Annotated in this window: 13 protein-coding genes; 4 read left to right on the plus strand and 9 right to left on the minus strand. The window is 71.4% G+C overall.

The features are described from left to right. Positions 1–272: 272 nt before the first annotated feature. Complete coding sequence (locus tag Vse01_RS02320) at positions 273–1,010, plus strand: PIG-L deacetylase family protein (protein ID WP_170863362.1); 738 nt, start codon at positions 273–275, stop codon at positions 1,008–1,010. A 79-nt stretch (positions 1,011–1,089) separates the two neighbouring features. On the opposite strand, the gene Vse01_RS02325 is transcribed toward Vse01_RS02320, so the two are convergent. From Vse01_RS02325 to Vse01_RS02345, 5 genes are all read right to left on the minus strand, one after another. Next, positions 1,090–1,518: a DUF2267 domain-containing protein gene (locus tag Vse01_RS02325; protein ID WP_093402780.1), complete on the minus strand. Its 429-nt coding sequence runs from the start codon at positions 1,516–1,518 to the stop codon at positions 1,090–1,092. A gap of 719 nt (positions 1,519–2,237) precedes the next feature. Next, positions 2,238–3,113 carry a DUF72 domain-containing protein gene (locus Vse01_RS02330; protein WP_093402779.1) on the minus strand — a complete coding sequence of 292 codons (876 nt, stop codon included), beginning with the start codon at positions 3,111–3,113 and terminating at the stop codon, positions 2,238–2,240. 45 nt (positions 3,114–3,158) lie between these two features. After that, positions 3,159–3,557: a TraR/DksA family transcriptional regulator gene (locus Vse01_RS02335; protein WP_093402778.1), complete on the minus strand. Its 399-nt coding sequence runs from the start codon at positions 3,555–3,557 to the stop codon at positions 3,159–3,161. Positions 3,558–3,679: 122 nt separating this feature from the next. Beyond that, positions 3,680–4,321: a nucleoside/nucleotide kinase family protein gene (locus Vse01_RS02340; RefSeq protein ID WP_093402777.1), complete on the minus strand. Its 642-nt coding sequence runs from the start codon at positions 4,319–4,321 to the stop codon at positions 3,680–3,682. Positions 4,322–4,376: 55 nt separating this feature from the next. Next, positions 4,377–4,988 (minus strand): winged helix-turn-helix domain-containing protein, encoded by a 612-nt coding sequence (locus Vse01_RS02345; protein ID WP_093402776.1) that lies wholly within the window; start codon positions 4,986–4,988, stop codon positions 4,377–4,379. Positions 4,989–5,375: 387 nt separating this feature from the next. Between Vse01_RS02345 and Vse01_RS02350 the strand changes: the two genes are divergently transcribed. Next, positions 5,376–5,768 carry an ankyrin repeat domain-containing protein gene (locus tag Vse01_RS02350; protein ID WP_093402775.1) on the plus strand — a complete coding sequence of 131 codons (393 nt, stop codon included), beginning with the start codon at positions 5,376–5,378 and terminating at the stop codon, positions 5,766–5,768. A 4-nt stretch (positions 5,769–5,772) separates the two neighbouring features. On the opposite strand, the gene Vse01_RS02355 is transcribed toward Vse01_RS02350, so the two are convergent. The 4 genes from Vse01_RS02355 to secA2 form a co-directional block, all read right to left on the minus strand. Beyond that, a complete protein-coding gene (locus Vse01_RS02355; protein ID WP_093402774.1) occupies positions 5,773–6,528 on the minus strand; it encodes a class I SAM-dependent methyltransferase in 756 nt (251 codons plus the stop codon). Positions 6,529–6,615: 87 nt separating this feature from the next. Next, on the minus strand, positions 6,616–7,116 hold the full coding sequence (locus tag Vse01_RS02360; protein ID WP_093402773.1) for a DUF2231 domain-containing protein: 501 nt from the start codon (positions 7,114–7,116) through the stop codon (positions 6,616–6,618). A gap of 79 nt (positions 7,117–7,195) precedes the next feature. Next, the gene (locus Vse01_RS02365) at positions 7,196–7,936 is read right to left on the minus strand and encodes a GAF and ANTAR domain-containing protein (protein ID WP_093402772.1); all 741 of its coding nucleotides are present in this window, start codon (positions 7,934–7,936) and stop codon (positions 7,196–7,198) included. Between the two features lie 189 nt (positions 7,937–8,125). Next, entirely contained in the window at positions 8,126–10,420 is a 2,295-nt protein-coding gene (gene secA2 / locus Vse01_RS02370) for an accessory Sec system translocase SecA2 (RefSeq protein ID WP_093402771.1), read from the minus strand. A 320-nt stretch (positions 10,421–10,740) separates the two neighbouring features. Between secA2 and Vse01_RS02375 the strand changes: the two genes are divergently transcribed. Both Vse01_RS02375 and Vse01_RS02380 read left to right on the plus strand, forming a co-directional pair. Beyond that, positions 10,741–11,724, plus strand: a complete 984-nt coding sequence (locus Vse01_RS02375) for a glucosyl-3-phosphoglycerate synthase (RefSeq protein ID WP_232511146.1) — start codon at positions 10,741–10,743, stop codon at positions 11,722–11,724. Between the two features lie 85 nt (positions 11,725–11,809). Beyond that, complete coding sequence (locus Vse01_RS02380) at positions 11,810–12,538, plus strand: ATP-binding protein (protein WP_093402839.1); 729 nt, start codon at positions 11,810–11,812, stop codon at positions 12,536–12,538. The last annotated feature ends 39 nt before the right edge of the window (positions 12,539–12,577 follow it).

Genomic DNA, 12,577 nt, shown 5'->3' on the forward strand with positions numbered 1-12,577 from the left:
CCGCCGTCGGCCGGACCCTCGGCCCCGCCGCCGCTTGTGGTCTGCATGTCATCGTCGTTGAGTGGCATCGTGCTCCCTCGGATTGACCCGCCCCCGCCGCCATTGGTCGGTTGCGTCCTGCCGCGGGTGGTACCCCGCTCCCGATCTTCTCTAACCACACACCTGGTCCCACCGTAATCGCCCGAACCGTCCGACATGACCAGTTCGCCGCTGCGGGCGGGCGGCCCGCGCCTCGGGTGGCAGGATTGCCGGACACACCGACGGAGGTGCTCATGACTGAACCACTGGAGCCGGTGACCGAGGACTGGCAGCGCGCCCTGGCGATCGTGGCCCATCCCGACGACCTGGAGTTCGGTGCCGCCGCCGCCATCGCCCGCTGGACCGGGCAGGGCAAGCAGATCGTCTATTGCCTGGTCACCAGCGGCGAGGCGGGCATTGACGGGATGCCGCCGCCGCGTGCCCGAGAGGTACGCGAGCGAGAGCAGCGGGAGTCGGCAGCCCTGGTGGGCGTGGACACGGTCGAGTTCCTGGGCCTGCCCGACGGGGTGCTTGAGTACGGCGTACCGCTGCGCCGGGAACTGGCCGCAGTCGTCCGGCGGCACCGCCCGGACATCGTCATCACCAACAACTTCCGGGCCACCTGGGACGGCGCTGACGTGCTCAACCAGGCCGACCACATCGCGGTGGGGCGGGCCACCCTGGATGCGGTCCGTGACGCCGGCAACCGTTGGATCTTCCCGGAGCAGCTCACCGACGGCGTCGAGCCGTGGGGCCGCGTACGGCAGGTGTGGGCGGCCTCGTCGCCGCGTTCCCGGCACGGTGTGGACACCACCGCCACGTTCGACCAGGGGGTCGCGTCGCTGCTGGCCCATGAGGCGTACCTGACCGGCCTGGGCGACGGCAGTTTCGACGCCGAGGAGTTCCTGGAGGGCGGCGCGCGGCCGGTCGGCGCCCGGCTGGGCGTGCGCTACGGCACGTCGTTCGAGGTGTTCCACTTCGACCTCTGGTAGGGCCGGGGCCGCCGGCCCGGCGAACCGGGCGCGTCGACCCACCCCACAATGGGCGGGGCGGGTCACGACGGGCCCGGAGTCAGGGCATGATCCGGGCGAGGTCAGCGGGCATGGTGCCCTTGACGTCCTCCCACTCGCCCTGGGTGATGTGCCGACGCAGGGTGTCCAGCACCACCTGGACCACCCGCTCCGGGCCGCCGGCCACGTCGTACGGGAAGCCCTGGCGGACCTCGTAGAGGAAGTCGTCCCGGTTGAGCTTGATCGGCACGTTCTGCGGCTGCCAGCCGTCGAAGTAGATGCCCCGCACCACGACCGGCAGTTGCGCGGAGAACTCCACGCTCTCCTGCACCGGCATCCGGTCGCGGAGCAGGTGCAGCACGGTACGCAACGCGGCGTACGACTGGTTGCGCTGCTCCTTCGGCCATCCGTACGCCTGCTCGATGTCCTTCAGGATCAGGTTGGTCTTGTCCATCGAGGACTCGATCGCGGACTGGAACTGCTCAGCCATCTGTCCACCCCCGTAGGTCGGTTTCCCACCGTCGGTCGTCGTGACGTCGCGGCGGACCCACCGGGCCGCGCCGGTACCGGATCGGGCTGTCGCGGCCGGCCCGGGCGACCCGTCGAGGCTGCTCGGACGCTCCGACGGTGCGCAGGACGCCGGTTCGCCGCCGATGCGGTACGACCCGAACGGTCATCGCGGTCACCTCCGTGGTGTCGCTTCCGCGCGGACGATCGCCAACGGCGCGTCGCCCGCTTGACCCCATCCTCGGTTGCCGCAAGGTGAGGTGCCCTCACCCCACCCGGGTGAGAACCGCCCGCGCCCCCATCACACTCGAACCGCTGGCGGTCAGGCGCGAGTCACCGAAACAACTGTCACCCTCCGTGACAGCATCGATCGTCGCCCCATTTAATCCTCAGTGACGGCCTTGACGTCACCCCCGCTACCCCTGTTCAGCCCCTTTGCTCTGCTTCACTCCACGCACTAGTCCACAAGCTGGTGAGATGCGGCGGGGGCACCGATGAGCCCACGGCCATATCGACACGGAGAGTAGTTCTTTGCGTGGGTTGAAGCAGAGCAAAGGGAGCAGGGTGGAAGGCCGGACGGGCTAGGGCAGGTCTACGGAAAGTGGCCACTGCTGCGCGTACCCAGCAGCCGGGCACCGCCGGGCCGGGCCGCCTCGGTCGCATCCTCGGCTCTGCACGACGCCGGGCACGGAGGCGGGAACGTCAGCCGGTCTCGCCGAGCAGGGCCTGGAGTTGCTGGGCGTTGGTCTGGGCATAATCGCGGTAACAATTGTTCATGAGTACGTGCGTCTGTTCGGTCTCGCCGGCCAGTTCGCGGAGCTTGGGGGCCCAGTCCGTGAGCTCCCGTTCGGAGTAGTGGTAGCCGAACTTCTCGTGGATGTCCTTGCTGGTCCACTTGTCGCTGTGCCCGTGGAAGCGCACCACCGCGAGGTCGGAGGTGGCGGCCAACACCGGCGGGATCGACGAGCGGTGTCCCTGCGGCATGTCCACGCTGACGTACGCGAGCCGGTGCGCACGCAGGAAGTCGAGGGTCTCGGTGGCGTTGTCGCCGTCGAACCAGGACGCGTGCCGGAACTCGAAGACCGGGCGCAGCGGCGCGCAGCGCCGCGTCACCTCCAGCAGGTACTGCTTGTTGTCACGCCGGATGGTGAACCAGGGCGGGAACTGGAACAGCAGCGCGCCGAGCTTGCCCGCCTCGACCAGCGGATCGAGGGCGCTGAGGAAGCGCGTCCAGACCTCCTCGTACGCCTGCGGCGGCAGGTCGTCGGGGTAGAGATTGCGCTTGCTGGTCTCCGGACGCAGCTCCTTGTAGATCGCGCTGACCCGGGTGGGGTGGCCGGTGAGCAGGCTGAACGCCTTCACGTTGAAGGTGAAACCGGCCGGGGTCCGCTCGGCCCACAGCCTCGCCGTACGCTCCGCGGGCGGCGAGTAGTAGGTGGCGTCGACCTCGACCAGCGGGAACTGGCGCGCGTAGTAGGCCAGCCGTTTCTCCGGGTTGTCGGCGGTCTGGGGGTACCAGCCGGAGTCCAGCAGAGTCCGGTCGGTCCAGGACGCGGTGCCCACCTTGATCTCGCCCATGGGTGGAGTCCACCGTGTCCCGGACCGACCGGCAACCGTTGCGGGTCAGGCCGCCCGACGCTCGCGCGTCTGCTTGCAGGTGACGCAGGTGGTGGCCGACGGGAAGATCTCCAGCCGTTCGACCGGGATCGGCGCGGTGCAGCCCTCACAGAAACCGTAGGTGCCCTCGGCGAGCCGGGCCAGGGCGTGCTCGTACTGGGCGCGACGGTCCAGGATGGTCCGCAGCAACGACTGTGCGGTGTCCCGCTCGGCGGTCTTGGTGCCGCTGTCGGCCTGGTCGTCGCCGGCGGTGTCGCCGACCTCGACGAGCCGCAGCACCTGGCTCTGCTGCACCGCCTGCTGGTACTCCTCGGTCAGCTCGTCGTGGCGGGCCTGCAGGGAGAGCCGGATCTGGTCGGTCTCCGCCTGGGACCGGCCGGTGCCGACCGTGTCGTGGACGAGCATCGCTGCCTGCCTTTCCTGGGCCTTATGGTCTGCGCGGGCGGGTCGGTCCACACCCGGTCATACCGCCCAAGTCATCGCACCCGGGCGCTGTGAGCCCCGCGTTTACCCGCGCTGTCGGCGACTCAAACCGGTCCGTCGACGGATTCCACCAACGCCGGGCGACGCGGGTCGTCGACCCGGACCACCACGTCGGCGAAGCTGGCCGGGGCGACCTCGGCGGCGTACCTGTCGAATGCCGGCAGGGTCCAGGCCAGGTCGGTCCCGGTGCGCCGACGCAGCGCGGCGGCCGACATCTCCAGGTGTACGACGACGTCGAAGGCCAGCCCGCCGCCGAGCAGGAAGGCACCGCTGACCAGTACCACCCCGCCGGGTGGCAGGTCGACGTAGGCGGCCCGGCTGGCCCGGTCCGTCCGGGCGTCCCAGAGCGAGGGCAGCACCCTCCCGGGCCCGTCCGGCCCCGCCGGGTCCAGCACCTCCCGCCGCAGACCGGCCTCGTCGATCCAGCTCTCGTAGTACGAATCCGGGTTGGTCCGGCCCTGTTCCAGGCGTAGCGAGGCGGGGCGCAGGAAGTCCTCGGTCCGTACGTGCAGCACCGGGTGGCCGAGGGCGCGCAGTGGATCGACCAGGGCGTCGGCCAGGTGGTCGGGCCGGGCGGCCGGCGCACCGTCCAACGCGACCCGCAGCCGTCCGGTCGACCTCGCGCCGGCCAGCCGCTCGGCCAGCTCGCTGACCAGGAGCGGCGGTGAGATGGGACGTACGCGCATCCCACAATGGTGCCCGCCGGTCGGAGCGAGGCCGGGCCAGGCCGGCGCGACCCGGTCAGCCGGCCCGGTCGAGGGTGACCCGGGCGTCGTCGGCCAACCGGTAACCGACGCCGTAGACGGTGGTGACAAGCGGAACGTCCACGCCGACCTTGCCGCGCAGCCGACGCACGTGCACGTCGACCGTGCGTACGCCGGCGTGCTCGTAACCCCAGACGGCGTTGAGCAACTGGAGCCTGGTGAAGACCCGTCGGGGATTCGCGACCAGGTGCAGCAGCAGATCGAACTCCAGCCGGGTCAGCGGCAACGGCTCGCCGTCGCGCAGCACCGACCTAGAGGACGCCAGGATGTGCAGGGCGGGAATGGCGGGCGCGAGCTGCCGCGACGGTGTACGACCCGCCGGCACGGTCTCGCTGCGGCGTTCCGGCACCACCGGACCGACGGTGGTGATGGTGCCCTCGCCCCGCTCCAGCATCTCCCGGGCCGCGTCGAGCAGCCGCCGCGCGGCCGGCGTCAGCGACTCCTCGCACGCCAGGGGAATGGAGAGGGTGACCGTCAGGACTGGCGCGGCGGTGTTGGCGGGACGACGCTGGCCGCCGGGGGGTCGACCGGGCACCGCGGGTTGGGACGTATGCCATCCGGCGCGCGACGAAGCGGGGCTGACCGACATGGTCCTCCTTGGCTGGTCCGGGTGTTCCCCACGGCCCCGGGACGCCGCTTTATCGATGTTTCCCGGCGCCCGTGCGAGGGTCAAGAGGCGGCTGCGTTGCATGAATGTGACAATTGACCGACACATCGGAGCCGTCCGCTCGCTCTGCGTACGAGGCCAGATGATTACAGCAGAGTCGCCAAGTTGACCTGATACGGGGGGTGGTCCACACCGTTCGCGGCCTTCGCGGCGGGATGTCCGTACCCGGCGTGACGTCGGCTGTTCGCGCTCCCACGCCACGGCCGTCACACGAACGGGACAGCGGTGCCGGTCCCGAACGGTCGGGCAACGGCGAGCAGGTCGACTGGCGGTCGCGAGCGGTGCGACGGCGGCGACTAACCTGGACCGGTGAGCGACGAACTCGACGCCGAGACCCTGGAATTCGCCCACCGGATGTTCGACCTGGCGCGCGACGGCGCGACCACCGAGCTCGCCGGGTACGTCGACGCGGGGCTACCGGTCAACCTGACCAACCAGAAGGGTGACAGCCTGCTGATCCTGGCGGCGTATCACGCCCACCCGGAGACGGTGCGCGCGCTGCTCGACCGGGGAGCCGATCACTCCCGCGCCAACGACCGGGGACAGACGGCGCTGGCCGCGGCGGTGTTCCGCAGCAACGCCGAGGCGGTACGCGCGTTGCTCGACGCGGGCGCCGACCCCGACGGCGGCAATCCGTCCGCAGTGGCCACCGCCGAGTTCTTCGACCTGCCAGAGATGCTCACGCTCCTCCGCACCGGCTAGACGCCTACGCTCGGGCCTCGATGAGGAAGCGGCGGGCGTGGGCGACGAAGGGGCCCTCGGCGCGGATCCGATCGTGCAGGCGCCGCAGCGCGGGTCGGTGCGCCGCCACGGTGAAGCCGGGCACGGTCCAGATCACCTTGCGCAGGAACCAGACCACCGCGCCGATGTCGTGGAAGACCGTCCGCAGCGTCGCCTCACGCAGGTCCACCACGGTCAGGCCGGCCGCCCGGGCGGCGGCCACGGCGTGCTCCGGATGGCGGTGCGCCGGCGGCGGCAGCGGGCCGAGGATCGCCTCGCTGAGTTCGCGTACGGTCCCGGGACCGATCTGCTGGGACAGGAACGTACCGCCCGGACGCAACACCCGGGCCACCTCGGGCCAGTCGGTGCGCACCGGATGCCGGCTGACCACCAGGTCGAAGGCGGCGTCACGGAACGGCAGGGGCGCGTCGCCGGTCACCGCCACCACGCTCGCGCCGAGTGGCGCAAGGTGCTTCCGCGCCACCGGCACGTTCGGCGGCCACGCCTCGGTCGCCACCAGCAGCGGGGGCGGGTGGGGCACCTCGGCCAGCACCTCTCCCCCGCCGGTGTCGATGTCCAACGCCGCGTCGACACCCGCCATCCGCGCTGCCACCAGCCGCGCGTAACCCCAGGGTGGGCGTTCCTCGGTGGCCCGCCCGGCAAGCCAGTCGAACGCCCATCCCTCGACCGGGGCGGTGGCCCCCTCGGCGATCAGATCCTCGAAGCTCGTCTCTTGCGGCACGGTGTCAGCGTGTCCGGCCAGGACCGCTCCGGCAACGCGTTATCCGACGCCGTCCGCCGACGCAGTACCCGGGTACCGGGCCGGGCGCTACGGACGGGGGCGTACGACCTCGACGGTGGGGGCGTCCACGCCGCGTACCAGCTCGACGCTTGCCGTCTCGGACCGGGTGGCGTCGAAGTGGCGCATCAGCCGCGCGCCGAGGTGGACGCCCACCCCGCCGACGGCGAGGCCGAGCATTTCGACGACCAGCAGCGCCGGAGTGGCACCGCGGTTCGTGGCGTCCGCCCGGACCAGGCAGGAGAGCAGGAACAGCCCGGCCATGCCGGCGTTGACGACGTTGAAGCTGATCGCCGTGTGGCGGGTGCGGTCGGGCGGCACGTCCCACAGGTCCACCATCCCGGCCACCGCGGTCAACGCCGCCGTCACCAGGGCGGCCACCGCCGTCCAGTAGCCGACCTCGCCGAGGAAGACCGGGCCGCCGACCACGTCGGCGAGGTCGAAGATGACGGCACAGACGAAGAGCCCGTACGGAAAGGTCACCAGCATCGGTTGGATGGGGTGCCCCTGCACCCGCAGCCGGCTCTGCATCGTGGTCCCCCTGGCTAGGTTCAGTCCATCAGTCCAGGGTGCTACCCGGGCGCCACCCGGGCGAAACGACACGCCCCGGTCAGTTGTCCCGAGGTCGCGACACCGTGCTGACGAGCCGCTCCGCGACCTCCCGTAGCGGGATCGACAGCGACGACGCGGCGCTGCGCAGCACGTCGAGAGCGTCCTCGGCGGGGCAGCCGCGTTGGGTCATGATGACGCCGACCGCCTGACCGATCACGCCGTCGTTGAGCAGCGCGGTGTCCTGCTGCCCGATCAGCGCGGCACGCTTCTCCCGGTCGCGCACCGCCGCCAGCAGCAGGCCGGCGTGTTCGGCCAGCAGCATCGCGGTCAGCTGGTGAGCGGGGGTCAGGGCGTCGGGTTCGGCAGCGTACAGGTTCACCGCGCCGATCACCTGGTCGTCGATGTCGACGGGTGCCGAGATGACCCCACGTACGCCCAGTTCGCGGGCCCGGGGCGTCCAGTCCGGCCAACGCGGTTCGACGCCCAGCTCCTCCGCGCCGACCATCTCCCGGCGGCGGATCGCCTCCATCGCCGGAGTGTCCGGACCGTACCGCAGGTCGTCCAGCCCGCTCAGCCGCGGATCGGAGGCGGCCACGCCGGCCGGCTCGCCGGCCCGCAGGGCGGTGAACCCGCACCAGGCGACGCCGCCGACGGCGTCCCGGGTGATCCGGACCAGCGCGGAGAGCGCCGCGTCGAAGTCGTCCACGGCGATCAGCCCGGCGGTCACCTCCCGCAGCAGGGCAGCCGTCTCCAACACGCCGAGCGTCTCCGCCAGCGGTGTACGCGTTTCCAGGTTCACGAGCCCGCAACTCCCGTACGCCCGGTCAGCGTCGTCACCCGTATCCTCCTCGGCTGGGCCCCCACGCTGGAGCCGCACTCGACATCACGATCGCCCTGCTACCGGCGCCGACAACGGTCGAAGCGGCGCAAACCGGGGCCCCTCCCAGGGTACGGGTGCCGCCGGGAGGGGTGGGCCGGACCGGACGACTCAGCGAGAGCCGGCCCCGCTGAGCCGCCGCCCGACCGAGGCGATCAGCCGGTCCAGCTCGGAGCCGAATGGGTTGTCGTGCACCAGATACGTCCAGGTGGCGCTCGGACGGACCAGTTCCGCCGCGTCGGGCTCCCAGTCGTCGTCGAACTCGGTCTCGGCGAAGGTCGCGAGGGTACGCGCCTCGATCGCCGGCACCAGCTCGGTGAAGGCCGGCACCGCGGCACGGTGGAACTCGTCGAGCGGGTCGAGCCGTCCCAGGGCCCGCAGGTGCACGCCCTCGCGGACCTCCGACAGCTCGGCCAGGTGCGATGCCCACAGCCGGTCAAGGTGGTAGAGGGCGATCGACCGGGCCACCTGGGCCAGCAGGTCCTCGTCCATCTCACCGGCCTTCTCCGGCATCTTGTCCAGCAGCATCAGGGCGGCGACATCGCTGGTGAGCAGCCGCTCCCGCCGCTCGGCGAGGGCCTTGCGCTGCTGCTCGATGACCACGCTGTAGCGCCAGGTGTTGCGGTGGATCTCGTGGTTGACCCCTTCCGCGACCCGCTGGGCGTGCTCCACGGCGTAGTCCACCTGCGGGTCGGTGACCAGGCCGTCGGCGTTCATCCGGGGCGACGGCGGGACGGTGTCGCCGGCGTGGCGGACGACCAGGTCGTCCTCCAGGCTGACGTAGAAGACCGAGCCACCGGGGTCGCCCTGACGGCCGGCCCGGCCACGCAACTGATCGTCCACGCGGCGGCTGTCGTGTCGGCCGCTGCCGATCACGTAGAGACCGCCCAGCTCGGCCACCCGCTCCCGGTCGGCCTGGTCGCTGCCACCGAGGCGGATGTCCACGCCCCGGCCGGCCATCTGGGTGGAGACGGTGACCGCACCGTACGCGCCGGCCTCGGCGATGATCGCCGCTTCCTCGTCGTCGTTCTTCGCATTGAGCACCACGCACGGCACCCCGGCGGCGTTGAGCCCGACCGCCAACTGCTCGGACTCCTTGACATCCAGCGTGCCGACCAGCACCGGGCGCCCGTCGGCGTGGCAGCGCCGGATCTCGTCGATCAGCGCCTCCTCCTTCTCCGCCCGGGTGGCGTAGATGCGGTCCGGCTCGTCGACCCGCACGCACGGGGTGTTCGGCGGGATCACCGCGACCTCCAGGCCGAAGAACTCCCGCAACTGGTCGCCGACGAGCACCGCGGTGGCGGTCATGCCGCACACCACCGGGTAGAGCCCGACGTACGCCTGCACGGCGATGGTGCCCAGCACCTCGCCCTCTGCCGTGGCGTCCAGCCCTTCCTTGGCCTCGACCGCCGCCTGGAGCCCGTCGGGCCAGCGGCGGCGCTGGGCCACCCGCCCCCGCATCTCGTCGATCAGCTCCACCGTGCCGTCCCGGACGATGTAGTCCACGTCCCGGTGCAGCAGGGCGTGCGCGTGCAGCGCCACGTTGACCGCGGAGAGCTGCTCGACGTTCTCCTCGTCGTACAGGTCGATGCCGAGCTTGGCCTCGACGGCGGCCAGACCGGCGGAGGTGAAGGCGACGCTCCGGCCGTCCTCGGCCACCGTGTAGTGCTTGCCCTTGCGCAGGCCGCGCACCAGCGCAGCGGCGGCGTGGACCGGGTCCTGCTCGCCGGGGACCGAGCCGGCGAGGACCATCGGCACCCGGGCCTCGTCGATCAGGATCGAGTCGGCCTCGTCGACGATCGCGGTGCGCAGCGGGCGCTGCACCCGGTCCTCGATGTCGGTGACGAGCTGGTCGCGGAGGAAGTCGAAGCCGGCCTCGCTCACCGAGACATAGGTGACGTCGCAGGCGTACGCGGCGCGCCGCTCGATCGGGGTGGACGCCTCGTTGACCCAGCCGACGGTGAGCCCGAGCAGGGTGTAGATCGGCTCCATCCACTGGGCGTCGCGGCGGGCCAGGTAGTCGTTGACGGTCAGCACGTGCACTGGCCCGTTGCCGAGCCGGACGTGCCCGTACGCGGCGATCGCCGCGGTGAGCGTCTTGCCCTCACCGGTGGCCATCTCGGCGACCTTGCCGGAGAGCAGCGACATGGCGCCCAGCAACTGGACATCGTACGGACGCTGGTCGATGCCGCGGCGGGCCGCCTCGCGGCCGAGCGCACAGATCTCCTCGTAGCTCGACGCCGCGGTCGCCGCCTCGGTGAGCTCGGCGTCGTCGAACGCCGAGATCTCCTCCTCGCGGGCCTCGATGACCGGCAGCAGCTTCTCCAGCGGAGCCAGATCGACCGTGGTGCCCGGGCGTTGGAGGAACCGGCGGAACCTGGTCTTCAACCGTTGCGACACACCCATGAGCCGCAACGGTACGCGACCGGACCGATCTTGAACGTCCCGCCCGCCCTCCCGAATCCGCGCGATCTTGCACTCGACGTCTCGACATGGGGGATGTCCAGCGCATAAGGAAGACCAGACGTGCACGAATCGCGGAAATTGGGCCTGGTTGGTGGACGCAATCAAAGGTTCATCAGCCGGGAACGTGGCCGGAGCACGCTTGTGATCAAGCTGGGGGACCAATCCGGTTAGCGTGCGGGGGGCTGGGAAATCCATCACCCGGTCTTCCCGCCGACGAGGGGGTGCCTGTGCGCAACAACGAATCTCTGGTCTCGCCGGTGGTGGAGGCCTGGGCCACCTATCGGACCACCTCGGCGGCCGACTGGCCGACCCGACGACTCCTGCGGGCCAAGGGTGACAGCCGGGTCAGCGTGGTGCTGCCGGCGCGCAACGAGGAAGCCACCGTCGGGGCGATCGTGGCGACCATCCGCGAGCACCTGATGGACCGGGTGTCGCTGGTCGACGAACTGATCGTGGTCGACTCGCGGTCCACCGACCGCACCGCCGCGGTGGCCCGGGCCGCCGGCGCCGAGGTGGTCGGCCAGGACGCAATGACCCGCGGACTGCCCCGGCTGACCGGCAAGGGCGACGCGCTCTGGGCCGGCCTGGCCGCGGCGGAGGGCGACGTGGTCGCCTTCGTCGACGCCGACCTGCGCGAGTTCCGGCCGCACTTCGTCACCGGGCTGCTCGGCCCGCTGCTGACCGACCCGTCGGTCGATTTCGTCAAGGGCTTCTACCACCGGCCCCTGGTCAGCAGCGGCGGGGTGGAGGCCGACGGCGGCGGCCGGGTGACGGAGCTGATGGCCCGGCCGATGCTGAACCTGTTCTGGCCGGAACTGGCCGGGTTCGTGCAGCCCCTCGCCGGTGAGTACGCCGGCCGCCGGGAGGTGTTGTCGCGTGTGCCATTCGTCTCCGGCTACGGCGTCGAGACCGCCATGCTGATCGACCTGCTCGAACTCGTCGGGTTGGACGCGCTGGCCCAGGTGGATCTCGGCGAGCGTAAGCACCGGCACCAGGACACCGCCGCGCTGGGCCGGATGTCCGCCCAGATCATGCTCACCGCCTGGTCCCGTTTGCAGCGCCGGGGCTGGGCGAATTCGGACGTACTGCCCACCGCCCTGCTGACCCAGTTCCGCCGGGGCGGCTCGGACGCGCTGCCGAACCTGGACCGGGAGATCGTGGTCAGCGACGTCGCCGTGGAGGAGCGGCCCCCGCTGGCGGAGTTGCAGCACCAGCTGCCGCGACGGCAGGTCGCCGCGGCATGACGTGTCCGACCCCACGGTGGCGTTTCACCCCGTGGAGGGCCGGGTACCTGCCAGGCTCTGCGACACCGCCGAGACGAGGGTGGAGATGGCGAGCCGGATCACCTGCCAGGTGCACGACGGAGCACAGGTCACCGTCGTACGCCTGGCCGGCACCCTCGACATGATCTCGATGCGTGAGGTGTACGCGCACCTGGAGGAGTGTCTGGCCCGGCAGCCCGACGCGCTGGTGGTCGACCTGGCCGAGCTGGCCGTGCGGGACCAGCTGGCGGTGTCCGTCTTCGCCGCCGTGGCGCGTCGCGCCGCGGACTGGCCGATGGTGCCGCTGGTGCTCTGCGCACCCCACCCGGAAGCCGCCGCCCTGCTGACCGCCTCCACCGCCTGCCGGGTGGTGCCGATGCGGGACAGCTGTGACGAGGCGAGTCGGTTCGCCGGCGCGTCCGCCGTGAGCCGGCTGCGGCTGCGCCTGGACCCGGTGGCGGCGGCCTGCCGGCGGGCCCGGGAACTGGTGACCGATGCGTGTGCCCGGTGGAACCTGCCCGAGGCGGCCGGTCCGGCCTCGGTGGTGCTCAGTGAGCTGGTCGGCAACGTGGTCCGGCACGCTGGTACCCCGATGCAGGTCACGGTGACCCTGCGCCGGCCCTGGCTGCACCTGGCCGTGATCGACGGCAGCAGCGCGGCGGCCCGGCCCGGCGCGGCCGGGCAGCACGACGAGGGCGGTCGTGGGCTGCTGTTGGTACGCGAGCTGGCCGACCGCTGGGGCAGCGCGCCGGCCGGCGACGGAAAGGCCGTCTGGGCCACGCTACCGGCGAATTGACCGAAATTACCGCTCTCGCCTGGTTACATGGTCGACGGG

Source organism: Micromonospora sediminimaris, assembly GCF_016863575.1.
Classification (GTDB): Bacteria; Actinomycetota; Actinomycetes; order Mycobacteriales; family Micromonosporaceae; genus Micromonospora; species Micromonospora sediminimaris.

Coding starts and splice junctions, on each gene's coding strand:
- Vse01_RS02320 (WP_170863362.1), top strand. CDS start 273: ATGACTGAACCACTGGAGCCGGTGACCGAGGACTGGCAGCGCGCCCTG.
- Vse01_RS02325 (WP_093402780.1), bottom strand. CDS start 1,518: ATGGCTGAGCAGTTCCAGTCCGCGATCGAGTCCTCGATGGACAAGACC.
- Vse01_RS02330 (WP_093402779.1), bottom strand. CDS start 3,113: ATGGGCGAGATCAAGGTGGGCACCGCGTCCTGGACCGACCGGACTCTG.
- Vse01_RS02335 (WP_093402778.1), bottom strand. CDS start 3,557: ATGCTCGTCCACGACACGGTCGGCACCGGCCGGTCCCAGGCGGAGACC.
- Vse01_RS02340 (WP_093402777.1), bottom strand. CDS start 4,321: ATGCGCGTACGTCCCATCTCACCGCCGCTCCTGGTCAGCGAGCTGGCC.
- Vse01_RS02345 (WP_093402776.1), bottom strand. CDS start 4,988: ATGTCGGTCAGCCCCGCTTCGTCGCGCGCCGGATGGCATACGTCCCAA.
- Vse01_RS02360 (WP_093402773.1), bottom strand. CDS start 7,116: ATGCAGAGCCGGCTGCGGGTGCAGGGGCACCCCATCCAACCGATGCTG.
- secA2 (WP_093402771.1), bottom strand. CDS start 10,420: ATGGGTGTGTCGCAACGGTTGAAGACCAGGTTCCGCCGGTTCCTCCAA.
- Vse01_RS02380 (WP_093402839.1), top strand. CDS start 11,810: ATGGCGAGCCGGATCACCTGCCAGGTGCACGACGGAGCACAGGTCACC.